Source organism: Alloalcanivorax xenomutans, from assembly GCF_032810065.1.
Taxonomy (GTDB): Bacteria; Pseudomonadota; Gammaproteobacteria; order Pseudomonadales; family Alcanivoracaceae; genus Alloalcanivorax; species Alloalcanivorax xenomutans.
Genome location: NZ_CP136538.1, coordinates 2,558,128 through 2,581,817, shown reverse-complemented (window position 1 = coordinate 2,581,817; position 23,690 = coordinate 2,558,128). Strand labels below are relative to the sequence as shown.

Here is a 23,690-nt window from a genome sequence, read left to right as displayed (position 1 = left end):
AAACAAATCGTCAGGAACGATTTTTGACGTTGCCTTGGCAACGGCCCGCAGGGTAACCGCCATGGACGGCGGTTACAAACAAATCGTCAGGAACGATTTTTGACGTTGCCTTGGCAACGGCCCGCAGGGTAACCGCCATGGACGGCGGTTACAAAAAAGGGGACAGAAACCCTGGACAAAATCAATCGGTCGTTTCAAAGTGAATGACTGCACCGGCGGATTAAAATCCGCCGGCATCGGAAAAAAATAACAGCGAAAAAAGGGGACGACCATGCCACGGAGCGGGCGGTTGATTCTTCCAGGGTATCCACATCACGTCATGCAGCAGGGATTCCGTGGGCAAACGGTATTCCACACCGATGGGGATTTCCGCAAATACCTGCGCGACATGCGCGAACTAAGAGAGGAACTGGGCGTGCGTATCTACGCCTGGTGTCTGCTCAGCAATCAGGTGCATCTGTTGCTGGACCCGGGCCCCGACCCCGAGGCCCTGCCGGAATTCATGAAGGCACTCTCCCTGCGCACCACACGCCACCGTAACCGGCGGCGCCAACAGAACGGCAGCCTGTGGGAAGGGCGTTACCGTTCCTCCCCGGTACAAACCGGCTATTGGTTTCTCGCCGCCCTGCGTGGCATTGAGCTGCAAGCCGTGGTGCACGGTGAAGCGGCCCACGTGGGCAGCTACCGCTGGTCCAGCTACCGCGAACGAATGGGCAGAGCGGAACCCTATTGCCTCGACCTCCATGCTGATTACCTGGCGCTTGGCCGCACCGATGAAGAACGGCAGGAGAGTTACCGCCTGCTGATACGGCAAGGGCAGAGTGAGCAGGAGTGGCGCCATATTGAGCTGGCGCTGCGTCGCAGCCAGCCCATTGGTGATGATATGTTCACCCAATCCGCCGCCATCAAGGCGTCCAGGACGGTTACATCACGTAACCGAACCCGCCCCCGAAGCCGGAAATCCTGAGCTTTTCAGCGCTTCCCCCGCTCGATGAGCGGGGGCTCTGCCTCTCCCTTCCCTTGTTCGTAAACTTCTGACGCCCTACGCGCCCTTTCCTTGGTCCGCGTTTCGGAACCTTGTTTCAGATTCCCATAAAAAACAGCAAGTTAAATAAATTAGAGTGTTTCGGGAATGAGTAAACCTTTACAGCATAAATGTATCTTTTTTGCCCGGACCTTGGGCCTTTTGAGCCTTTCAGGGAAGCAAAAGGGGGACAGGTAACTGATGCTAAGTGATTGATTTAAGAGCGCCTTTAAAATGTAACTGAACGATAAATGGCGAATTTCGAAAGATCAACTTAAGACACAACTGTGCACCGTTGTAACCTCATAGTCAGTCGGTACGGGGGGCAACACAGCGACCGGTACCGGCTACGGCAAGCCAAGGAAGCAGTAACGACTTGCCACCAACCCAAAATATGGACTAATGAGGAATTGATCATGAAGAATATGAAGAAAGCTTTGATCATGGCGATCGGCGGTGCGGCTCTGATGGGGGCTGCTGGTGCTCAGGCGGCCAGCGTTTCCCAAGTTGGCTCCAACCCCTTTACCTTTGTAGGTTCTACGGTTCTTAATCAAACTGGTTTGCCGTCAATTACCTGTACCCTGACCCTGACTGGTAACGTGACTGCTGGCGGGGGTGCTGTGACTGTTGACGTAACCAGTGGTTCTGTCAGCGGTGGCTTCGGCTGTAGCGCAGTGGACTTGGAATTCCCGTGGACTGCTACCACGACTACCGCGGCTGCGGCAGGTGAAGATACTCCGGTCACGTTCGACGGAGTGATTGTGAGCACTAACCTGCTCGGCTCCAAGACCTACTGTGGTAGCTCTAGCGGTAACTCCGTAGACGCAGTATTCAACAATGGTAGTGTGGCACTGAATGCTGCGGCTTCTCAGTTCTCCTTTAACACCAGCATCGGCTCTAACTGCACCGTAAACGGCACTCTGACTGGTCAGAACTTCCCGGCTCAGGACGTGGATCTGCTGCCGTAAAGCTAATGAAGAGAGTTCCTCTCTTCTTATGGTTTCGTGATGGCGCCATCGTAAATTAGGTGTTGTTGCGGATCCCATCAAAAACCCCGGCCATGCTTGGTCGGGGTTTTTTTGTTTCTAGTGTATATGTAATGACCTGTGGTCTTTTGGTGCTCATTAACCTATTTTATGAAGTCCCCTATATATGCGGACGACGAGAGGTGCATATGGCTTTGCGCCTCGGATCGATTAAATGGCACCGAGAAATTTGTATTAAAGTGGAAGCTCATCGCTGACGTATTATCGCCCGCATATTCTTTGATTCAAATCATGGTCGTTCGATTGGCGGCGACGATAAAACGGCACATGAACTTTCCTTGTATGGTCGGGTTTCCTGTATCTGATATGGAAATGGCCAGATTCTCTGGTCCTTCTGGTTTCCTGGACGATGCGGTGGCGGTAAATGATATCTTCTCTTGGCTGAAATATTTGCGGAGGGGTTGGTTAGAGTCGGGCTTCTTTCGAATGAAGAGAGGATGAAAAGTATTGTGGTTCAACGGGTTGGAAAATCTGGAAAGAAGCCCCGCAGAGATGCGGGGCCTGGGGAGAGAGTTTATTTGATAGGGGCGGATATATATTGGAGGTGACTGCCGTGTACTGGAATTCTTAGAGGAAGAATACCCGCGCTTACGCCATCATGTTGATGCATCTCGATATCAATGTTGACATCGTTTGTGTTGAACTGAGAAATCATCATTCGTCCATCATCTAGAAACTGTATCTCTCCGGAAAGATCCAGCGTAACGGGGTAGCTCATAAAACTGTGAGTTGGATCCTGGTAGGGAAGGTTCCGAGCCAGTTCGATGCCATCCATATATAGATCCACTGCGGTCGTCAATATCGGAGTACCGTCGCCTTCGTCCTTGATCCAGCCTTCAATAGGCCGAGAGCGTGCTTCGGATTGATCTTTCGCATAGCGCATCCTAAGCATTTGGGCGCCGCTCTTGCTGGAGCCAAAAAGCGGGCCACCAGAAAGATGGAAACGGACTGGAATAGAAGTGGACATGAACTGGCTGGGCCAGATCAAAGCTTTGATCCCGCGGCCTTCCACGTACTCACCTGTGACTTCGGCGGTTAGTGCTCCTGTAAGATAGGTGAACTTCTGTTTGGGGCACTCATACGGAATGCCGTACACAGCAAATGGGTTTGCGGGATCCCATGCAATGGCTTCTTTGTAACCACAGCCAACATTGGCGCCGTTTATGACTGGAGCCGGAGGTGTCTTGGTGGAATCCGGTTGAATCCCCTTTGTATCCAGGGAAAATACCTTCGCACTATTGGGCGGAGGAAAGACACCTTCGGGATCGAGTTGAGGATCTGCATTGGGGTCCAGGGGCTGATCATCTGCTCCTTCTTCTTCGGAGTAGTACTTGTACAGGTCGGTGGCAGGGCTAACAAAGAATGACCCAGATCCATCAGTAATTACCTCGTTCTTTTCGTGAACGAAGTTTGCGTTGACATCATAGGATGGCGCATTGGTCAAAATCTGAAGTACGTTGCTATTTGCCGTATCGCCCTTGAAGTACAGAACGATATCTGGACCTCCTGCGTCATATGGTTTTCTCTCGGTGAGAAAATTCCATTCTCTTTCTGAGTTATCCGGAAGAGGGCTTCCAGGGGGGCCGGCTGCATAGACCGGTTTAAATTCGATATCCGCGAAGTAATCCGTCTGTATCGGGTAGCCGTCCAGATCGCAAATTGCCTGGCTGCCATCACATGTCGCGGTGCTGGAATAGCTGTCGCCATTGGACTTAAGGGTATAGCTATATAACTTGCCCTCTACCCAGGGAGTCGTGGGCGTGAACTTCAAGACCTTGCCGCTGAGAGAATAACTCCCATCCACAGGCACGGGATTATTATTCGCATCAAGTTCGTTGACAAGGAAGGAGCCGCCGAGTTTGATGCTCATCGGGTCAATTTCTCTTGAAAACTGAACGACGATTGGTTTGTTTGCGGAGAGCTTCGGGACTGGCAGCAGGTCGTCTGCTTCTTTCTGGTCATATTGTGAGCCTTGATCCCACCCTGGGAATGCGCCTTCGCAACGGCCTTGTATGTCGTTGTCCAAGTCCCGGGTCGTTTCATCAATGGCACACGGAAAGCCGGGATACGTCGACAGGACGATTGGTGAGCGGTGCTCTACCGGGATAGGGCCGGTTGTAGGAGGGGGGGCTCCATTTTCTCCGGAGATGGCTTCTCTTTCCGTGACAACCAGAGGGAGGGTAATATCGTTTATTTGCGAGGGCTGTAGCGGATTGCCCGCAAGATCGGTGATTCCTGTGGGAATTGTAAGGCTATAGACATAGTCCTGCTCGGGTCTAGGATTCTTCAGGTTATTTTTGGGTTTAATGACGATAGAGGTCCCATCAGCGTAGTAGCTGATTTCTTGTTCTATGCCATTCTCATAGAATACAAATCTCTCCCCACCGATATTCTGAAGATCCAGTTTTTCGCTGAAGTTCAGAATGATAGGATCGCCAGGCATATAGAGCTGGGATTTATCATGAACGACGCCATTTTCATCAGTGTACTCACCCAAAGTCCAGCTCTGCAGAACCGGCGGCTCGTTATCTTCCATCTCAGCCACCGCATCCACCGGCGGATTCTGCTGGTCCTTATACGATTGCAGCTGGAAGCTGAGCAGGCCGTAGCCGTATTCCTGGCCGAGCACGTTGGGCTCCACCACGCTGACGGCGTCGATGTTGAGTACGCCTTCGGTGGTGTCCACGGCGGCGGTGCCGATCAGTTCGATGTGCAGAATGTCCTGGGTGAAGGCGCCGTTGGTGCGCGGGTCCTCGGTGGCGATGGCCACGTCCATGAACAGGTGCACGATGCGCAGGGCGTCGCTGCGGTTGCTGTTATAGGGGTTGGGCACCAGGTAGCCGGTGGCGTCGCTGAGCATGCGCATTTCCACCTGGCCGGAGGAGAAGCCCGCCGGTACGTGGCCGCCGATCAGTACGTCGATGCTGCTGCCGTCGAGCACGGTGTTGCGCGGCAGACGGATCGGGGTGACATCCGGGTACTGGGTGACGTCCGCCAGTTCCGCCATGACCGCGTTGTTGCTGGCCTGGGTGATGTTGGCGTCTTCGCCCAGCAGTACGCCGTTCACCGGCACCTCGTTGATTGGCTTGCCGGTCAGCGGTGACAGATTGGTGCGGTTGGCGGAGTCGGTGATGCGTTGCACCAGCACCGCCGGTTCACCACGCGGTGAGGAATCCTTCGGCGTAAAGGCGATTTCGTCGCCGCCGAAGGTCTCGCCATAGACGCTGGTAATGCCATCGCCCAGGCGCAGGGTGTAGGTTTCTCCCGGCGTCAGGTAGGAGAAATACTTGTCTTCGGGATCGTCGGATTGCGGGTTCGGGTCCACCGTCATGTAGCGGTCGTTGACCACCAGCACCGCGTCCACCAGGTTGCCCTGGCTGTCGTACAGGCCCACGTTGTCCGCCGGCGCGGTGCTGCTGGCCGGGGCATCGCCGTAGTGCACGGTGGCCGGGTCGATGGGCTGGCTGAACTGGAAGCGGAAGGTGGAGAAGTCCATCACCGGTTCGCTGCTACCGCCGTCGGGGATGCGCCGCTCGATGACGAAGCCGTCGCTGCTGACCACCAGGGAACGCGGGCCCTCATGCAGCGGCCGGGTGGTGAAGCCCAGCACCTGATTGGCGGCGGTGCCTTTTTCCAGTTTCAGGTTCTTGATCACCACGGTGTAGTCGGTGAGCGGTTTGAGTTTGTCGTCCGGGTTCAGTACCAGGCCGCGTGGCTCACCGTCCACGGTGGAGAAAGTGGCGGCCAGGGTTGGACCATTGGCGTCGCCTTCGTGCAGGGTAATGGCTGCCTCGGCGGCGTCCACGGTGACGGCGCTGGAGAAACGCAGTACCACCGGGGCCGGTGTCGGCACTTCGGTCTGGCCGTTGTCGGGGTAGGCGTAGAGCAGGCTCTGGCGTTTGCTTTCACCGGCGTCGGGGCCCGGCATGTCGCTGCCGCCACCACCGCCACAGGCGCTGAGAATCAATGCGGAGGAGATCAGCAGGGCCCCCCGCTTCAGGGTCAACGTAATCATGACTACTCCTTAGAACTGCATGCTGATGGAGGCGGCGAAGACGTTGACGTCGCCGTCGGTCTTGACCAGGTCGTCGTTACCGGTCTGATCGGAGTACAGGTGGAAGCTGCGCTCGCCGATATCGTGATACTGGTAGGCCAGATCGAAGCGCACCGGGTGCTTGAAGCCGTAGACACGATTGGCGGTGGCGTGGAAGCCGATGCCATAGATGGTGCGACGCGCATCCAGGTAGTTGATCTCCTTATTGACACCGGTTTCCAGCGGGGACTCCTGATAGGCGATACCGCCGGAGAAGCCGATACCGGGCTCAAACTCGTATTCGACGCCGACACGGGGGATAAAGGTGTCCCGGAACTGAAGGTCGCCGACATCCTTGATGTCATCGTGGCCCGAGGTCAGTTTCTCCTCCAGCTTGGACCACTCCTGGAATTCCAGGGCCACGCCGGTGCGCCATTTGCCTTTTTTCACCTGGGTGCCGAACACATAGGTGTTGGGCTGGTAGGAGTCGATGGTGCTCAGATTGATGAACAGGCCGGGTTCCGGAATGGTTTCCGGGATGACCATGTTGGCGTCAACGCTGACACGGGCATAGGAGTAGCCACGGAAGGCAAAGGCGGTTTCCACGCCGTTGTACCAGCACTCGGCGTCGGGGCAGAAAGTCTCCTTCCAGTCCAGGCTCATGCTGAGGATGGGCCGCAGTACCGGCTTGGCGGTGACGTCCAGTTGTTCGTACTGGGTGTCGCCGGAGAGGTTGCTCCAGGCATAGAGCTTGGCGTCGGAGTGCAGGGTGATGCGGGTGCCGAAGCCGATGGCGAGGCCGCGCCAGATGTTGGTGCCGACGCCCAGGGACAGAAACAGCGGCTCGCGGCCGTGGCTGAAGTATTGCCCATAGGGGGCGGTGCTGGAGTTGAACGCCATCAATTCCTGGGAGTACTTCTCGGAGCCGATCAGCAGACCAAGCACGATGGGTTGGCCCAGTTCGGTGATGTCGGACAGATCGGTGCGCAGGCCGAGCAGGATCTGCTGGGCGGGATCGTCCTGGACCTTGTAGGTACCGTGGTTCTGGCTGTCCGCCTTGAGATTGGGGTCGGCGTGGAGCAGGCCGGCGGTCATTTCACCGCGGGTGTCGCGGGCCAGATAAGCGGGATTGTAGAAGGCGGTGGAGACCTGGGTGTTGAACATGGAGAGGGCCTGGACGGTGGCGACATCGCTGGGCATGACGCCGTAGGTGGTGGCCAGGTTACCCATGTTCGCGGAAGCTATCGCGGGGGCAAGCAACAGTGCGCCGGCGCGAAGTCCGTTTCTCAGGCGGGAGCGTGATGACATTGGTGACAATCCTCCAATTTCTTATGTGATCTTCTTGGCGTTTTTTTTATGTAGTGCCGCCCTCGGATTCGGGAGAGTAAAGGGGTGGAGCGGCGTACAAGGGGTAGGGTAGGACAGAAGTCACTGTGTCCAGAATTTGTCATTGAAAAGAGGCTCTTCAAGACACTTGACGAAATGGAAAAAATTATAAAAAACAGATAGTTATAATTTTTATGTAAGCGTGGTGTAACGCTCTTTTGGTGCTAAGGTCCAAGGAAAAAAGAAACAAAAATGCCAAAAAAGTTTACCTTGGTGTGGCCAATATGGGGACACAAATCGTATACCCTGTTCGACGCTGTACTCCGAAAAAGGGGACATGAACGATAAGGCGAAGGGATTAGCGCCGGAATGCCCGTAAAGTAAGGGCTCGGCTCTTGTTCCTGTCCGCCATGCATCATTGATTTTTAAGTAAACATATGTTCACAACCGTGATGACGGCGATTTTTGTCCCGGCTGCCAACCGGGGCTGGAACGGACTGCTAAGCGTCTGTAGGAGCCAGCCCTGCTGGCGAATCGGCCTTGGCATGGTGATATTCGCTTGCAGGGTAAGCTCCTACAGAGATTTCGTGGGGTGGGGCTCTGAAAGGAGAGGTGGAAAAAATACGATAAAGCCCGTTTCCCGAAGCCCGGATCGGATCTCGGGCTTCAGGCATTGTTTGTCCCCGAGACGGGTCAGTGCTGACTGCCGGTGCCGCGAAGCCAGCTCAGGATCGATTCCCGTGTCAGGTAATGAGGTTTTGCGCGTGGCCGTTGGTCTTGGGCCGTTCGGGCTTTAAACGACCCAGTTTGACGTTTTTTGACGCGCGCACCTCACCGTTGGAAAAGGTATAGACGTCTCCGGTTTCGGAGAGAAACACGGTCCAGTAGAGCTCGTGTTCCGGCCCATAGTCGATCAGTACGTGGGCCAGTCCCTCGCCCCTGGGGGTATTCAGGGGAATCGCCGGATTCAACTGAATCATCATCATGGCCAGAACCTCCATGGTTAATGCCAACACCCCGATTGTGGCGTGAGGCGAAGCGGAAACACCATAAAAGGACTGTAAAAGTAGATGAACGGTTACCTGTTTTACCGTATTTGACCGCTTTTCAGCGTTTTTCGATGCAACCTTTGCGTGGATTGCCGATCACAGGGAAAACCGTCCAGGCCATCACGCAAATTCGCAAAGTTGGTTTGGAGCGGAAGTTCTAGAACGGGTAGTTTAAAGGGCGTGTCCAATGGCACGACCGCATAGTGAATGGAGGCTGAAGAATGAATTCAAGGATCAATGCCCTGCTGGGCGGAGTGCTGCTCACCGTTACCTTGCCCGCCCTGGCGGCCGAGTCGGAGCCGCGCCCGCTGGAGCCTCTCCCATTAGAGAAAGTCGCGCCTTATCCGCAAGCGGAGGAAGGCTACCAGCGCTGGGTGATCCGCCTGCCCGAAACGGAGAATCCGGCACGCATGCAAGTGGAGCTGATGCCCGGCAAAATTCAGTCGGTGGACTGCAACCACACCTGGTTCCACGGCAAGCTGGAACAACGGACTCTGGATGGCTGGGGCTATTCCTATTGGCGGCTGAGCGATGTCAGCGGGCCGGCGTCCACGCTGATGGGCTGTGGCGACGACACTCGCCGTGACGCCTTTGTCGGCGTCAACGGTGACGGCTTCGTGCTACCCTACAACAGCCGTCTGCCGGTGGTGGTGTACCTGCCGGAAGGGTTCGAGCTACGCTATCGCCTGTGGCGCGCGGATGAGGAGCAGTTGGAGGCGGAGCAGGAGTAGGCGCGTACACGGCCGTGGGATGCGCGCCCACGTCGTTCGCCGCCAGGGCGGCTCCCACAGCGGCTTGGTAGTATGATCCGGAGCCAGCCCAGACGCGTTGTGGGAGCTGCCCTGACGGCGAACTCAGTACCCTGGGAACCGATTCACAATTTCGGCGCTAAGCCACGACAACAACCGCTTGACTGGTGTTCAATGTCAGGCACGATGGAAGAAAAAAGTGCTCAGGAGGAGCCATGCCCCGGACCCAGCGTCCCGTTATAAACGGATATTTCAATTACTTCGAGCAATGCGGAGACGCCATGCGCAGCGTGTTCCGCGATAACCTCGATTGCCGCCGCTATCTCGCCAACCTGTACGAACTCAAATTGCGTTTTGAAGTGCCGATTTATGCCTGGTGCCTGTTGCCCGTGAGCGCCAGCATTCTCACCGGCCCGTTTCGCAGTAGCGACGACGCCACCGAATTCATGCAGTCACTAAGCTTGTTTCAGGTGGAGCCGCGCCGTATGCCGGCTCCGAGCACCGCCAGCCGCCGTTGGGAACAGCGTTTTCAGCTGTGCCAGGTGGCTCCGGGGTACTGGCCGCTGGCGTGCATGCGCTACATGGAGTTCCTGCCGGTACGGGCCGGTGAGTGTGACATGCCCTGGAATTACGCCTGGAGCAGCTTCCGGGCGCGCATGGGCATCGAACCCAGCGCCTTGCTGGATCCCTACCTGGGCTACCTGCGTATGGGGAACGACGAAGAAGATCGCCGGGAATGCTACCGGCTGTTCATGGGGCGCGGCGTGCCGGATGGCGAGGCCGCGACAATCCGTGAAGCTCTGCTCAGAGCATCGCCGTTAAAAGGATAACGACAAAGAGTAACGACGATTTCTGCCTTCCAAGCCAACATTGGCTCTTTCACGGCACCACAGGGTGCCGTTTTTTTTTGCTTATCAAACTTGCCTCTCAGGTTTTAACGGCATCTTCAAAGAGCGTTGTTATTATTATTTCAATAGTGTCTTCCGCTATTTTGAAATCGCGTTTTTATACGGAAAAACAAGGTTCGTCGCCTTTTTTTAGGTAGGTTGTCGCGGCACAACAAAAGGGGACAGATAAAATCCGTACTATGGTGCCGATTTCGGGTTGGTATTTTTAGTTTGAAGTGTAAAATTATCGAAACATAATTAAAGACTGTGCAGAGAGCATGGCTATGCCACGGAAGAGGCGTTTTATTCTTCCAGACTTCCCCTGTCATATCATGCAGCGAGCCCGAGCCGGTGAGCGGATATTCCGGGAGGTGGAAGAATTTCATAAATACTTGCTGGATGTTCAGGATCTGCGCACCAAACTGGGTGTGAGGATTTATGCATGGTGCCTGTTGAGCGATCAGGTCAATTTGTTGCTTGATCCCATGGGCGATCCCCAGCGCATTAGCGAATTCATGAAGTCGCTGTCGGTGAGAACGGTGCGCCGGCACAATCGCATCGCCAAGCGTAATGGCCGGCTCTGGGATGGGCGCTATCGTTCAAGTCCGGTGCAGTGGGGCCCGTGGTCGTTGTCCAGCATGCGCTATATCGAAACTCTGCCCTTGAGTATGGCGGGGGTGGAGCATATTGATCATTACGACTGGTCCAGCCATGTCATCCGTATGGGATTCATGGCCGGTTATCCATTGGATGATCATCCGGATTACCTGGCTCTGCACAGCGATGAAACAGAGCGGCAAAAGCTCTACCGCCGGCTTCTGACCCGGGAGATGGAGGACGCCGAATGGTGCCGTATCCATAACGCTATTCACCGCAGCCAGCTTACCGGCGATGACCGCTTTATCGACCAGGTGGAAAAGGCCACTGGTGTCCGCCTGGCCAGCCGCGGCCCCGGCCGCCCCAAGGGCTCGTTGTCCCGAACCCCCCGCCGCCGCAAGGCACGCCGCCGCCGCTGAACGGCCAGCTACAAGGCCAGCCCCATTCGCCAGCAGGCTGGTTCCCACAGACAGCGCTACGGAGCCGCTGTGGGAGCTTGCCTGCAAGCGAATACCCAACATCGGAAGCCCCATTCGCGTTGCAGGGCCACCATGGGAACCTCCTACAGGGAGCGACGGCAGTGATTGCGATAAAACGCGACCTTGGATAAGGTTTTATTCAATTGATTTATTGATTATTTGAGGTCCGTGCATGCCGGTATCCCGCCAGGAACTGTTTGATGTGCTCTCCCAGCTGGGCCGTGCTTTGGGCAACGGCCATCGGCTGGCGCTGCTGGAGCATCTGGCGCAGAAGGAGGCGCCGGTAGAGGAGTTGGCGGGGGCCAGCGGCCTGTCCATCGCCAATGCCTCGCAGCATCTCCAGCATCTGCGCCGCGCCGGGTTGGTCACCGCCCGCCGGGACGGGCGGCAAATGGTCTATCGGCTCACCGACGAGCGCATTCCGCGGCTGCTGACTCTGCTGCAGGAGGTGGCGGAAACCCATCTGGCTGAAATGGAACGCCTTATGGGGCGGCTGTTCGCCGACGATGATGCCGGCGAAGCCCTCGAGCCGATGACTCGCGCTGAATTACAGCGGGCCCTGGAGGAGGGGGCGGTGACCTTGCTGGACGTGCGCCCCAACGCGGAGTATCAGGCCGGACATCTGCCGGGCGCCCTGAACGCACCGATAGCGGAGTTGGAGAGCATGCTTTCGGCGCTGCCGCGGGACCGGGAAATCGTTGCCTATTGCCGTGGGGTCTACTGCGCGTTCTCCCATGACGCCGCGCGTCTGCTGCGTGAACGGGGCTTCCAGGTGCGCCGTTATCAAGCGGGCATCCTGGAGTGGCGCGCCGCGGGGCTGCCGTTGGTGGATTAGGGGCTAGCCGGGAGCCTGACATCTGTTAGACTCGAAGTCAGATCATGGAATGTCAAACGCCGTGAGGCGCGGACGAAACTGGCAAGAGGTAAACACCATGCTGGTGGAAACAATAAAAGAATCACAACAGCAATATCGACAAGCGGGCCTGTCCCAGGGCGTGGCACGGCAATGGCAACAGGGCGTCGAAAAGGGCGCCACCGATGTCGCCCGGTCCATCCTGCAACGGCAACTGCAGCGCCGTTTCGGTCACGTCCCTCCCCATATCGAAGCCCAACTGAACGCGGCGCGCCTGGACGAGCTGGATCAGTGGATCGATCGCTTGTTCGATAGTCTGACCATTGGCGAAGTATTCCGCTGATCCGGCGTGATGATGTGCCGCCAGATGGCGGTGCTCAAGGGCTCTGGCTCATTTTTCCGAGGTGCTTTGCTGCCGCCAGGCCCAAAGCGCGGCGAGGGCGGGAATGCCGAAAAGAAACAGGTGCACCAGCAATTCTTCACCGAGAGCGTATCCGGCGCGCAGCCCCTGGCTCAGGTTGACGGCACTGACCAGCAGCCACACCACGATGAACCCCAGGGCCGCGCGGCCACGCCAGTGGGGACGGCTGAATAACTGCAACATCCCCAGCAACAGCAGCCCCGCGGCGATGAAAAGAAGCGTACGCATAAGTGTTTCCCCAAATTAATACGCCCGTTCACATGCAATAGAGGGCGGGCTGTGGGAGCTTGCCTGCAAGCGAATATTGCAAACTCATTCGCTTGCAAGCAAGCTCCCACAGCGGCTTCGTGGCATTCTCTGTGGGAAGCTGGCTTGCCAGCGAATACAGCGCGAAATCATATCTCCTGGACCAATAGGCTGGCCACGGACCCTCAGCGCGTGGTGTAGCCGCCGTTGGCGAAAATGGTTTGGCCGGTGATCCACCAGCCTTCGGTGGCGAGGAAGCGGACGATGGGTTCGATGTCCTCGATTTTTGTCAGATCGCCATTCATCGCCTGGGATTTATGAAACTCCACCCGTTCCGGGGTCTCCTGGGGATAGAAGAAGGGCGTGTCCATGGGGCCCGGGGCGATGGCGGTGACGGAGATGCCACGGGAACCGAACTCCTTGGCGGCGGCCCTGGTGAAGTGGTCCACCGGCGCTTTACCGCCGGCATAGGTGGAATAGCCGTCGGTGAAGGCCCCCAGCAAGGCGGTGACGATGGTGATGATCTTGCCGTTGTCGTTGAGGGTCCGGCCCGCTTCCTTGATAAAGAAATAAGCCGCTTTGGAATTGATGTCGAACATCGAGTCGTACTCGTCTTCCGACGTTTCCAGGATCGGCTTGCGCAATACTTTGCCCACCGTGTTTACGGCGATGTCCACGCCGCCGAAGTGGGATATGGCCTGATCGAACAAGGCGGTGACCTGATCCGGTTTGCTCAGGTCGCCCTGTACCGCCAGAGCCTCACCGCCGGCATTCTTGATCGCCTGTACCGTGGCTTCGGCGTCCGCCTTGGAGCCGTCGCTGTGATAGTGCACCACCACCTTGGCTCCGCCTTCCGCCATCTTGCGGCTGATCAGGCCACCCAGGTTCTTGGCGCCGGCGCCGATCACGGCCACTTTGTTTTGCAGAGTCTGCGCGGTCATATCCGTTATCTCCTTTACTGGATTTAGCTGCGTATGCGATGCGGCGAATCCTCGAATCAAGGGAAGAGGAGGTCACCGTCCTCGTTGAGGTTAACCACCCGCCTTCCCGGGATAATGCCTCCTTTTTCGACAGCAGTGTTCGAACTCAACGAACAATAAGTCCACCCGTCTTGTTTGCCGCAACGCGGATTGCGCTTAACGCAATCGACCCGGGGAAATCGTGCCGCCTAGGATGAGCCTTCCAGAGGGAGAGCATGATTATGAACAATAGTGACCTGGCCGATTTTCTTGTGCGGCGCGACGATCCGCGTACCTTCCGCTGGCAATGGGGTAAGCAATTACCCCCTTTGCCAAAGGGCGAAATAGAGGTGGCGGCGGAGAAATTCGCGCTCACCGCCAACAACATCACCTACGCGCGTTTGGGAGACAGCGGCCGTTACTGGGACTTCTTCCCGCAGGCGGATGGTTGGGGTTCGGTGCCGGTGTGGGGCTACGGGCGTGTCATTGCCTCCCGGCATGAGGAGATCGCAGAGGGAGAGCGGATTTACGGCTACTTCCCAATGAGCAGCCACCTGCGCCTGGCACCGGAAAAAGTGACCGCCCGGCGTTTTTTGGACGGCGCCGGACATCGCCGCGAGCTGCCATCCACCTATAACGAATACACCCGCGTGACCGAGCCGGAAACGGATCGGGAAAACCCCCATTTGGTATTGCGGCCCTTGTTCAGTCTGTCGTTTTTTCTGGCTGACTGGCTACAGCAGCAGCGGGCTTTCGGTGCCGAACAGATCCTGATCTCCAGTGCCTCAAGCAAAACCGCCCTGGGATTGGGTTTCATGCTGACCGGAGCGGACCGCCCCGCCGGCGAGGTGATCGGGCTTACCGCGCCGGCCAATCGGTCCTTCGTGGAAAGCACCGGACTCTACGACACGGTGCTGTGTTATTCCGATCTGGATACGGTCCGGCGTCGGCCGTCGGTGTATGTGGACATCTCCGGCAACCAGAGCAGCAGGGCGGCGGTGCATCGCCATCTCGGTGATGCTCTTCGTCACAGTTGCCGGGTAGGCTTTACGCACTGGGACGCGGCCTCGCCGAACCTGCATGAGCAGGAGCCGGATTTGCCGGGGCCGCCGCCGACCTTGTTTTTCGCGCCGGATCACATTCTCGCCCGGCGGCGGGCCTGGGGCGCGGAACGTATGGCCGAGACGGTACGGGATCATTCCGCGCGCTTTTACCGGCACGCGGCACGATGGCTGGAAATCCAGTCGTCCCATGGGCCGGAAGCGGTGGAGCAGGTCTATCTTGAGGTACTGGAGGGCCGGGCACGCGTCGATCAGGCAAACGTGCTTTACTGGTGACCTCTGATCCGAGGAGATGCGAATGTGAACCGGCGCTCGCCACCCTGGGGGGCAATCGAAGCGTTTATCGTCGCCGCGCGCACCGGAGGGTTTCGCGACGCGGCGGAGAAGCTGGGGCTGAGCCCGTCGGCATTTTCACGCCGCATCCAGGCTCTGGAAGAACACATCGGCGTGCAATTGTTTGACCGCTCCGGGCCCTCTCCGCAACTCACCGCCGCCGGCCGCCGTTATCTTCTGCGCCTGGAGCCCGGCTATCAGGCCCTGCGCGCCGCCACCGAGTGGATGGCTCCGGATCCATCACACCGTCCATTGCGGGTGGGAATCTCCCAATCTCTTGCTATCAGCTGGCTGCTGCCCCGCCTGCATCGCTTCCAGACCCGTGAACCGGGCATCGAACTGATCCTGCAAACCCGTTCCGGTGACATTGATCTGCTGGGCGGTGCCGCGGATGTGGGGATTCTCTTCGGTGACGGGCAATGGCGCCATCTGGTCTCGGAGCCGTTGATGGCGGTCACCGCCGAGGTGGTCTGCGCCGAACGGCTGGCCTACGATCTGCCGCCGCCCGCACGGATTGAGGATTTGCCTCGTCACCGCCTGCTTGAAGCGGTGTATCCCGCCAACCAGTGGCGAGACTGGTTCCACTGGGCGGGACAACCGTCCTGGTCCGGCCAGGAACGGCTTCGTTTCGACAGCTTGCAGGTTTTGTATGAAGCCGCCGCCCGTGGCCTCGGTGTCGCCCTTGGTGTTCGTCCCCTGGTGACCCCGTTTCTGGAAAGCGGGCGACTCGCCGTGGCCTTTCCCGGCACCTGGGCGATTCCCGGCCATTATCACATCGCCACCGCGCCCGGGCGCCGGCATGACCGGGCCGTGCGAGTGTTCTGGCAGTGGCTGAAGGAGGAAGCCGGCTTGCCAGAGAATACCTGACCCGGGTGACGAAAAGTGTCAATATCATCTTGAGTTTTCCGCCGGTATCCGGTGTGCTGTGTTATTGGATGACATTCTCTTAAGAAGGTTAATAAAATGAATTCAGGTGAAGCGAACAGAGCTTCCAATATAGCTGTACAGCGCGCCGACTTCGGTCGTGTTTCCGTCCTGTTTGGTGAAAAAAGTGGCAAGTATCCTGATGGTAATCAAGTGCTCATACGGGGTACGGATACACGCGCGGCGTTCGACACGCCGATTGTCTCGAACTATATCGGCGCGGAGTTCGACGCCACCGAACTGGTGGTGATGGGGCATGTGCATGAAGACCATATGGCGGGGCTGCACCGTTTGCCCGAAGCCGAGGTTCATGTGCATGAGGCCGACTTACCATCGGCGCGCAGCTGGGAGGGCCTGGTGGCCGCCTTCGGCATGACATCGGAGGAGCGTATCGAGCAGACACTGAAGAAGTTCCAACGGGACTTTTTCTACGCGCCCCGGCCCGATGCACAGGGGTACCAGGACGGCGCGTGCTGGGAACTTGGCGGTTCCACGGTTCGGGCCTTCCACATGCCCGGGCATACCGCGGGCCACTGTGTGCTACTGGTGGAACCCGAGGGTGTGGCCTTTATCGGTGATATCGATCTGACCGGGTTCGGCCCTTACTACGGGGACGCTTGCTCGAACCTGGGTGACTTCCGCCGCACTCTGGCGCGGCTGCCGGATATTCCCGCCAAAGTTTGGGTTACCTCCCATCACCGGGGCGTCTACACCGACCGGGCGCATTTTCTCAATGACCTGGCTGCCTTCGCCGCCAAGATCGACCAGCGTGAGCAGCGGCTACTGGATCTGCTGAGCGAGTCTCCAAGGACACTGGAACAACTGGTGGAACAGCGACTTCTCTATCCTGCCGGGTTCAACGCCGCCTGGGTCACGGACGCCGAGACCCGCACCATTTCCCAGCACCTGGCCGAACTCACGGCCAATGGACGGGTGATCGTGGACGAATCGGGTATCTACCGGCTGGGGGGCTGAGGTTCTCTTATATCCATTTTAGGAAAGAGCTGACTTCGCTTTTATCCTTATGATCGGAAGGGGGCTTTGGCCCCCGAACTTATTCCATTTCCTGAGAAAAATATAAAAAGAAAGGCGGGAAATTGGCATTGCCGCAAAAACCGGCTCGAAGAGAATTGCGAAAAATCGAATCGAAGAGCGGGAGCCTTGAAAAGAAGCAGAGCGGCCCCGGAAGTGATCGACGCTAGGATAATTATTTGTTATAAATCGAATTGTATAAAAATAATACAAGAACGCAATTTCCTGTCAGCGCCATACCGGCATGAGGAAGTCAGCGCAGCCACCTGAAAACACAATGATTTCCGATAGGGCCAAAGGCGACTATGGAGCAGGGGCATGTCAAGGAAGAAACGAACTCTGGTGGTGGGGGAAGCTCATCACGTCTTTGAGGAAAGTCATAACCGGGAACCGGTATTCATCGAGGACCAGGATTACCAGGAGTACCTGCGTCTTCTGCAAGTGGCCAAGGCCCGCTTCCAGGTGCGGGTGCATGGTTGGTGCCTGTTGCCCGGTGCCGCCCATTTGCTGCTGCGCCCCATGCGCAGGGCGGATGACCTCAGCTGCTGCGTTCAGTATGTGCAGCGCCGCTACAGTCAGGACTTCAACCACCGCCATGGCCGGGATGGCGCGCTTTGGCATGGACGCTTCCGCAGCGCCTTGGTGGAGCCCGGGCAGTGGCTGTTGGCGGACCTGCGTTACATGGAGCTGTTGCCGGTGATGGAGGGACTGAGCAGGTCGGCGGGGCGTTACCGCTGGAGCAGTCATGGGGCGAGGATGCGTGGCGACCATCCTGGATTGATCGATTTCAACGAAGGTTTCCTGCATCTGGGACCGGACATCAACAGCCGCCGGGACGCCTTCAGGGAACTGTTGTCGATGGGCTGCGAGGAGCGCGAACGGGAGCGTATCGAAACCGCGGTGAAGCGCAATCAATACATCGGTAGCCGGGCCTACGCCGACAAGCTGGAAAAGCTTACCGGGGAGCGTCTTCACTTCCGTGGGCGTGGCCGGCCCAGGAAGAAATAACCGTGGCGGCGCCTTCAATTCGGGCCTTTAAAAAGAGCGTAAGTCGCTCTTTTTATTGAGGTTTTTCATCGAAAAAGGTTGTCTGGCCAGGCTGGATAAGCGATAGTGATCCGTATCGATCGGGAGCCTTGTGTTTCCAATCGTGGATGAACTTGTTGGTTTTTGCTGTTGTTTATGCACGCTCAGCCAGGGCGCCCTGCCTTCTTCAATATTGGCCCCAAACCAATAAGCCTCTGGCTTGAGCGTTTTTTTCCCCTTTGGAGTACATCTTCGAGGCTCATGGAGCCGGTGTTCGACTAGCACCCACCCGAGATTTATTTCCCCTGTAGGAGCCTGCCTGCAGGCGAATTCTAAAAACCTTCGCCAGCAAGGCTAGCTCCCACAGCAGCTTCGTAGCCCACTCCCCCCCTGTGGGAAGCTGCCTAGGCAGCGAATCGGCAGGCCAGGAAGACCTGATCCGAATCGCACGCACCTTTCCTACACTCACTGTCCTTTCCCGCTGACATACCTTTCCGTTTCGGCTGACAGACCAGTCCCTTATCCATCGTCATAGTGTCCTTCTGCTACTGGAGGGCACATGACGGATCATGACACCGGCTATAAATTATTGTTTTCCCATGCGGCCATGGTGCGGGATCTGCTGGAAGGATTTATGCCAGGGGATTGGATTCAGCGGCTGGACTGGCATTCCCTGGAAAAGATGAACGGCAGCTACGTCAGTGACGACTTGCGCACCCGTCACGACGATGCTATTTGGCGGATTCGCTGGGGGCGGGATTGGATTCATCTTTATCTGTTGTTGGAGTTCCAATCCAGTGTGGATCGGTTCATGCCGGTGCGGGTTCATACCTACACGGGCCTTTTATATCAAGACCTGATTCGCCGTAAGAGGCTTGAAGATAACCACCAGAAACTGCCCTTTATCTTGCCCGTCGTACTGTATAACGGAGAACCCCGATGGCGGGCTCCCATCCACGTCAGGAATCTGATCCTGCCTGGCCCCGCGGAGTTTGCCGGTCTTCAGTCAGAGCAGGCCTTTTTACTTCTGGACCAAGGCGCTTTTGATCTGGACCAACTGGCGTCCATGCGCAACCTGGTCGCCGCTCTGTTCCGGTTGGAACAACATCGCACCTTTGCCGAAGTACCCGAGGTTCTTAATGATTTGATAGACTGGTTACGTCCACCGGAACTGGCGGGTCTGCGGCACAGCTTCGTGGCATGGCTGCGCCGCCGGCTTCCCCAATGGATGCCGGGTGTAACGATCCCACAATTGCTCGACTTACAGGAGATCCAGGAAATGACGCGCAACAGTGCTCAGGAATGGAAGGATATGCACCATCAGGTGGGTCTGAGGGAAGGCCTGGAACAAGGTCTCGCACAAGGCATTGAACGAGGTGTGGAACAAGGCTCCACCGCCGAAGCCCGAAACATCCTGCTGCGCCAGCTACGGCGCCGCTTCGGCGAAGTGCCGGCGGAGATCGAAACCAGGCTGAACGGCGCCAGCCGAGAGCAGCTGGAAGACTGGATCGACCGCGTTTATGAAGTGGAGACGGTGGCGGCAGTTTTCGACTAGCACCACCCCGAGATTCACTCCCCCTGTAGGAGTCTGCCTGCAGGCGAATTCTTTTCTCCTCTCCAAGAGAACCCTTCGCCAGCAAGGCTAGCTCCCACAGCGGCTTCGTAGCCCCCTGTGAGAAGCTGCCTCGGCAGCGAATCAACACGCCGGGCAGGACCTGATACGAATGGTCCTTTATAGAACAGGCCTACAAATAAGAGCGGCATTCTCTTTTATAATTTTCCTTATTCGCTTCAATGGGTTGCTCTGTTTTTCCTGCTATATCATAGTCTACTTTTTCGGGGGTGGCGGCCCACTGCGGAAAACAGTTAGGAATAACGTCAATACTTACAATGCTTTGGCCAAAAGCTGACGTCTTCTTCCGCTGTGACTGACAGACCTGCCCGCCGTCCGTGGTCATACTCCTCTTTGTTTTTGGGAGAGGGATATGACGGATCACGATACCAGTTACAAGTTTCTGTTCGCGCACGCGGAAATGGTGCGGGATTTACTGCTGGGGTTCATGGATAGTGGCTGGGTGCGGAACCTGGATCTGGCCTCTCTGGAGAAGGTTAGCGATGGCTACGTCAGCGACGATCTGCGTGCCCGGCATAATGATGCTCTTTGGCGGGTACGTTGGAAGCGGGAGTGGGTATACCTCTATCTGATGCTGGAGTTTCAGTCCAAGGTGGATCACTACATGCCACTGCGCGTCCTGACGTACACCGGGTTGTTGTATCAGGATCTGCTTCGAAGCGAGGCTCTAGAGGAAACGGGGCGCTTGCCCCCGGTACTACCCATCGTGTTGTACAACGGCCGGAAGCCCTGGCGTGCTTCCACCGATCTGAGTGATTTGATCCAGCAGGTTCCTGAGGCACTGAAGCCCTATCAGGCCCGGCAAAAGTTCTTGCTATTGGATCTGGGAATACAGGCAGGCGAGGGGGCATTGCGTGAAAGGAATCTGGTCGCCGCGGTATTCGCAATGGAAACCAGCGTGACCGAGGAGGACATGTTGCGGGCTTCCTCCTGTCTCGTAAACTGGCTGGAAGGAGCAGGGCAAGCCCACCTGCAGCAAGGTGTTTTGGAATGGTTGCGTCGGCGGGGCCCGCGCCTGGACTCGCAGGTGCCCTGGCAGGAAATTCACACTTTAAGGGAGGCTCATAGCATGCTGGAAGACAGAGTGCGGGTGTGGAAAGCCCAGTTTCGGCGTGAAGGGCTGGCGGAAGGCCGGCGTGAAGGCCTCGAACAAGGCTCCACCACCGAAGCCCGAAACATCCTGCTGCGCCAGCTACGGCGCCGCTTCGGCGAAGTGCCGGCGGAGATCGAAACCAGGCTGAACGGTGCCAGCCGAGAGCAGCTGGAAGACTGGATCGACCGCGTTTACGAAGTGGAGACAGTGGAGGCGGTTTTCGACTAGCACCACCCTGTATTCACACCCCCTGTGGGAAGCTGCCTAGGCAGCGAATCGGTACGCCAGGAAAGACCTGATTCGAATGACGCGAACCTTTCTTACACTCACTGTCCTTTCCCACTGACAGGCCTTTCCGTCTCGGCTGACAGACCGCGCCTGTTTCTCACTGTCATAGTGTTGTCCTGCCAGGGGAGGGGATATGACAGATCACGATACCAGCTACAAGTTTTTATTCGCACACGCAGAGATGGTGCGGGACCTATTGCTGGGATTCATGGAGGGGAGCTGGGTGCGGGAGCTTGATTTTGTCTCTCTTGAGAAAGTCAGTGATGGCTATGTCAGCGACGACTTGCGTGCCCGGCATAACGACGCCTTATGGCGGGTGCGCTGGAAGCGGGAGTGGCTGTATATCTATCTGATGCTGGAATTTCAATCCAAGGAAGACCGTTACATGCCCGTCCGGATTCAGACATACCTTGGACTGTTGTATCAGGATCTGATTCGGCGAGGGGAACTGGAAGTGGATGGGCGCCTGCCCGCGGTTCTGCCCATTGTGTTGTACAACGGCCGGCGGCGCTGGCGTGCCGCCACGGATCTTAATGATCTGATCCAGGAGTCACCGGAAGCATTGCACCCCTATCTGCCCAGGCAGCGTTTTTTCCTGGTTGACCAGGGGCTTTATGCAGACAAGGGTAATCTGAGAGAAAGAAACCTGGTTGCCGCGGTGTTCGCGCTTGAAAACGGGGCAACATCAAGAGACATGCTGCGCGTCATTGCGCGTTTGGTGGACTGGTTGAAGGATCCAGAGCAACAATACCTGGAGCAAGGTATTCTGGAATGGTTACGTCGCCGTGGGCCAAGCCTGGACTCCCAGGTGCCCTGGCAAGCGGTCCATAATTTAAGGGAGGCACACAGTATGCTTGAGGACAGAGTACGGGAATGGAAGGCTCAGTTTTGGCGTGAAGGCCTCGAGGCCGGCATGAAGAAAGGCCGAAAGCAAGGGCTGCAAAAAGGTCGTCAGGAAGGTCGCCAGGAAGGTCGTCAGGAAGGCTCCACCGCCGAAGCCCGAAACATCCTGCTGCGCCAGCTACGGCGCCGCTTCGGTGAAGTGCCGGCGGAGATCGAAACCAGGCTGAACGGCGCCAGCCGAGAGCAGCTGGAAGACTGGATCGACCGCGTTTACGAAGTGGAGACAGTGGAGGCGGTTTTCGACTAGCACCACCCTGTATTCACACCCCCCTGTGGGAGCCTGCCTGCAGGCGAATTCTTTTCTCCTCCCCAAGAGAACCCTTCGCCAGCAAGGCTGGCTCCCACAGCGGCTTCGTAGCCCCTGTGGGAAGCTGCCTAGGCAGCGAATCGACGCACCCCATCAACCGCCCAGACAACGCGACCCCACCTCCGATTCCTTTTCCCAACACAGACAACCACCTTTCTCTCTGGTTTCGGTAAACGTTTCCTGAGAAGTGTTTCCTTTTCCCTCTTTTATTATTGTCCCCTTTTTATTTTCTGAATTTTTCTCTCAAAAAAAGCGTCATTTTTGCGTGAGCGACACCGTCTCTTATCCAAAAAAGGTTCCAGGTACATTTTCTGTAAGCCGCATGGTTGCTGGGTTTGTGTTTTTTAAAAAAGAAAAAGTGCTTAAGGGGACAGGTAATCTATTGTTTTGCGGTTGTGAATCTATTTATCTGGTCCGTGCCGAAGGGTGAACAACCCTCGGGGGCAGTCAACGGCATCCCGCCGTTGGCTGAAGGGGACAGGCCAGGGAGGCAGTCGACCTGTCCAGATAGGAAAAAACAAATGATACACGGCTAACCAAAAAATGGAGGACTTAGCCATGAGTACCAAAATCTTGAAAACGAGTATGCTGGCTTTGGCTGGCGCAGTGGCTTTGGCAGCAGCAGGTAGTGCGAGTGCTATGGTGCCGCCGTACGCGGTTTGTACGTTCAAGGGTGAAACTGAGCTGACGGTAGGTGGCGGGGCCCCCACCACCTGTTGGCTTACGTTGACCACCAAAGTTGATTGTGCCGGCAACATTGAGATAGTCGCCGCTGGTCCGGTGGCGGGCGATGCCTCCTGCCCTGGCTTGTTCCTGGGTAATTTCCCTTGGACGGGTGATGCGGCTGCTATCCTGGCTGGCGTGGGCACTATTGATACTGGGGCAACAGGTTCCGTTATTGTTCGTTCTGCCCCTCCGTCCGGCCAACCAGCAGTTATTGCCGGTGGCACCGTTACCGGAGTCTCTGGCGGTCCCGCTATCCCTGCCACATGTGATACCGGCACCACCGTTGATGTTCCAGCTGTAGTGCAGGTATCTGGCACTAACAACTTTGGAAGTACAGCCACCTTCAATACTGTGGCGCCTGATCACTTGCAGAACCTCGGTTGTGTTTTTTAAGGGCTAAATGGTTCAGTGATTCTTAGTAATTCACTCTCTTTATAGGCAGCCGTTGACGGCTGCCTTTTTTGCATGTCCGCCAGGCATGACGCGAAGCGACATGGACATGCGCTATCTTGGCCTCCGTGGTTTCCGTTCGGGACGATTTGGGGTCTCAGCTAGGCGCTTTAGGGGGAGGAATTACCAGATGAACGGCAAGGAGGGCCACCACGAGATGGAATCTAAAGGAAGCGGGAGGAAGGCACTGGCCCGATAAACTGAAATCGGATATGAGGCGGCCATACCGGATAAGGCGATGAATA

Annotated in this window: 21 protein-coding genes; 16 read left to right on the top strand and 5 right to left on the bottom strand. The window is 57.0% G+C overall.

What is annotated here, in order from left to right:
• Window positions 1-271 precede the first annotated feature (271 nt).
• A complete protein-coding gene (locus RYH70_RS11890) occupies window positions 272-967 on the top strand; it encodes a transposase (RefSeq protein ID WP_284455052.1) in 696 nt (231 codons plus the stop codon).
• A gap of 473 nt (window positions 968-1,440) precedes the next feature.
• A complete protein-coding gene (locus tag RYH70_RS11885) occupies window positions 1,441-1,992 on the top strand; it encodes a hypothetical protein (protein WP_317009185.1) in 552 nt (183 codons plus the stop codon).
• A 592-nt stretch (window positions 1,993-2,584) separates the two neighbouring features.
• Here RYH70_RS11885 and RYH70_RS11880 read toward each other — a convergent pair.
• From RYH70_RS11880 to RYH70_RS11870, 3 genes are all read right to left on the bottom strand, one after another.
• On the bottom strand, window positions 2,585-6,085 hold the full coding sequence (locus tag RYH70_RS11880) for an Ig-like domain-containing protein (protein ID WP_317009184.1): 3,501 nt from the start codon (window positions 6,083-6,085) through the stop codon (window positions 2,585-2,587).
• Between the two features lie 9 nt (window positions 6,086-6,094).
• Complete coding sequence (locus RYH70_RS11875; protein WP_055099607.1) at window positions 6,095-7,411, bottom strand: outer membrane protein transport protein; 1,317 nt, start codon at window positions 7,409-7,411, stop codon at window positions 6,095-6,097.
• A gap of 761 nt (window positions 7,412-8,172) precedes the next feature.
• Complete coding sequence (locus tag RYH70_RS11870; RefSeq protein ID WP_014994944.1) at window positions 8,173-8,415, bottom strand: hypothetical protein; 243 nt, start codon at window positions 8,413-8,415, stop codon at window positions 8,173-8,175.
• Between the two features lie 284 nt (window positions 8,416-8,699).
• Here RYH70_RS11870 and eco point away from each other — a divergent pair, with 284 nt between their 5' ends.
• The 5 genes from eco to RYH70_RS11845 all read left to right on the top strand — a co-directional run bounded on the left by eco (window position 8,700) and on the right by RYH70_RS11845 (window position 12,386).
• Window positions 8,700-9,209: a serine protease inhibitor ecotin gene (gene eco / locus RYH70_RS11865; protein ID WP_317009183.1), complete on the top strand. Its 510-nt coding sequence runs from the start codon at window positions 8,700-8,702 to the stop codon at window positions 9,207-9,209.
• A 233-nt stretch (window positions 9,210-9,442) separates the two neighbouring features.
• Window positions 9,443-10,057, top strand: coding sequence for a hypothetical protein (locus tag RYH70_RS11860; protein ID WP_145953591.1), 615 nt, complete (start codon window positions 9,443-9,445; stop codon window positions 10,055-10,057).
• Between the two features lie 389 nt (window positions 10,058-10,446).
• Entirely contained in the window at window positions 10,447-11,130 is a 684-nt protein-coding gene (locus tag RYH70_RS11855) for a transposase (protein WP_167374848.1), read from the top strand.
• A 232-nt stretch (window positions 11,131-11,362) separates the two neighbouring features.
• On the top strand, window positions 11,363-12,025 hold the full coding sequence (locus RYH70_RS11850; protein WP_317009182.1) for an ArsR/SmtB family transcription factor: 663 nt from the start codon (window positions 11,363-11,365) through the stop codon (window positions 12,023-12,025).
• A 97-nt stretch (window positions 12,026-12,122) separates the two neighbouring features.
• On the top strand, window positions 12,123-12,386 hold the full coding sequence (locus tag RYH70_RS11845; RefSeq protein WP_158548996.1) for a DUF4351 domain-containing protein: 264 nt from the start codon (window positions 12,123-12,125) through the stop codon (window positions 12,384-12,386).
• A gap of 48 nt (window positions 12,387-12,434) precedes the next feature.
• Here RYH70_RS11845 and RYH70_RS11840 read toward each other — a convergent pair whose 3' ends face one another.
• Window positions 12,435-12,692 (bottom strand): hypothetical protein, encoded by a 258-nt coding sequence (locus RYH70_RS11840; protein WP_233925679.1) that lies wholly within the window; start codon window positions 12,690-12,692, stop codon window positions 12,435-12,437.
• Window positions 12,693-12,895: 203 nt separating this feature from the next.
• Window positions 12,896-13,651 (bottom strand): SDR family oxidoreductase, encoded by a 756-nt coding sequence (locus RYH70_RS11835; protein WP_022996368.1) that lies wholly within the window; start codon window positions 13,649-13,651, stop codon window positions 12,896-12,898.
• Between the two features lie 260 nt (window positions 13,652-13,911).
• On the opposite strand from RYH70_RS11835, the gene RYH70_RS11830 reads away from it, so the two are divergent.
• The 9 genes from RYH70_RS11830 to RYH70_RS11790 all read left to right on the top strand — a co-directional run bounded on the left by RYH70_RS11830 (window position 13,912) and on the right by RYH70_RS11790 (window position 23,388).
• Window positions 13,912-15,006 carry a DUF2855 family protein gene (locus tag RYH70_RS11830; RefSeq protein ID WP_317009181.1) on the top strand — a complete coding sequence of 365 codons (1,095 nt, stop codon included), beginning with the start codon at window positions 13,912-13,914 and terminating at the stop codon, window positions 15,004-15,006.
• A 24-nt stretch (window positions 15,007-15,030) separates the two neighbouring features.
• Window positions 15,031-15,930: a LysR substrate-binding domain-containing protein gene (locus RYH70_RS11825; RefSeq protein WP_317009180.1), complete on the top strand. Its 900-nt coding sequence runs from the start codon at window positions 15,031-15,033 to the stop codon at window positions 15,928-15,930.
• 210 nt (window positions 15,931-16,140) lie between these two features.
• On the top strand, window positions 16,141-16,962 hold the full coding sequence (locus RYH70_RS11820) for an MBL fold metallo-hydrolase (RefSeq protein ID WP_317009179.1): 822 nt from the start codon (window positions 16,141-16,143) through the stop codon (window positions 16,960-16,962).
• Window positions 16,963-17,337: 375 nt separating this feature from the next.
• On the top strand, window positions 17,338-18,027 hold the full coding sequence (locus RYH70_RS11815; protein WP_022996372.1) for a transposase: 690 nt from the start codon (window positions 17,338-17,340) through the stop codon (window positions 18,025-18,027).
• Window positions 18,028-18,604: 577 nt separating this feature from the next.
• A complete protein-coding gene (locus tag RYH70_RS11810) occupies window positions 18,605-19,600 on the top strand; it encodes an Rpn family recombination-promoting nuclease/putative transposase (RefSeq protein WP_317009178.1) in 996 nt (331 codons plus the stop codon).
• 430 nt (window positions 19,601-20,030) lie between these two features.
• Window positions 20,031-20,999, top strand: a complete 969-nt coding sequence (locus tag RYH70_RS11805; RefSeq protein WP_317009177.1) for an Rpn family recombination-promoting nuclease/putative transposase — start codon at window positions 20,031-20,033, stop codon at window positions 20,997-20,999.
• Window positions 21,000-21,192: 193 nt separating this feature from the next.
• Window positions 21,193-22,209 (top strand): Rpn family recombination-promoting nuclease/putative transposase, encoded by a 1,017-nt coding sequence (locus RYH70_RS11800; protein WP_317009176.1) that lies wholly within the window; start codon window positions 21,193-21,195, stop codon window positions 22,207-22,209.
• Window positions 22,210-22,534: 325 nt separating this feature from the next.
• Complete coding sequence (locus RYH70_RS11795; RefSeq protein WP_317009175.1) at window positions 22,535-22,699, top strand: hypothetical protein; 165 nt, start codon at window positions 22,535-22,537, stop codon at window positions 22,697-22,699.
• Between the two features lie 128 nt (window positions 22,700-22,827).
• On the top strand, window positions 22,828-23,388 hold the full coding sequence (locus RYH70_RS11790) for a hypothetical protein (protein ID WP_317009174.1): 561 nt from the start codon (window positions 22,828-22,830) through the stop codon (window positions 23,386-23,388).
• Window positions 23,389-23,690 lie beyond the last annotated feature (302 nt).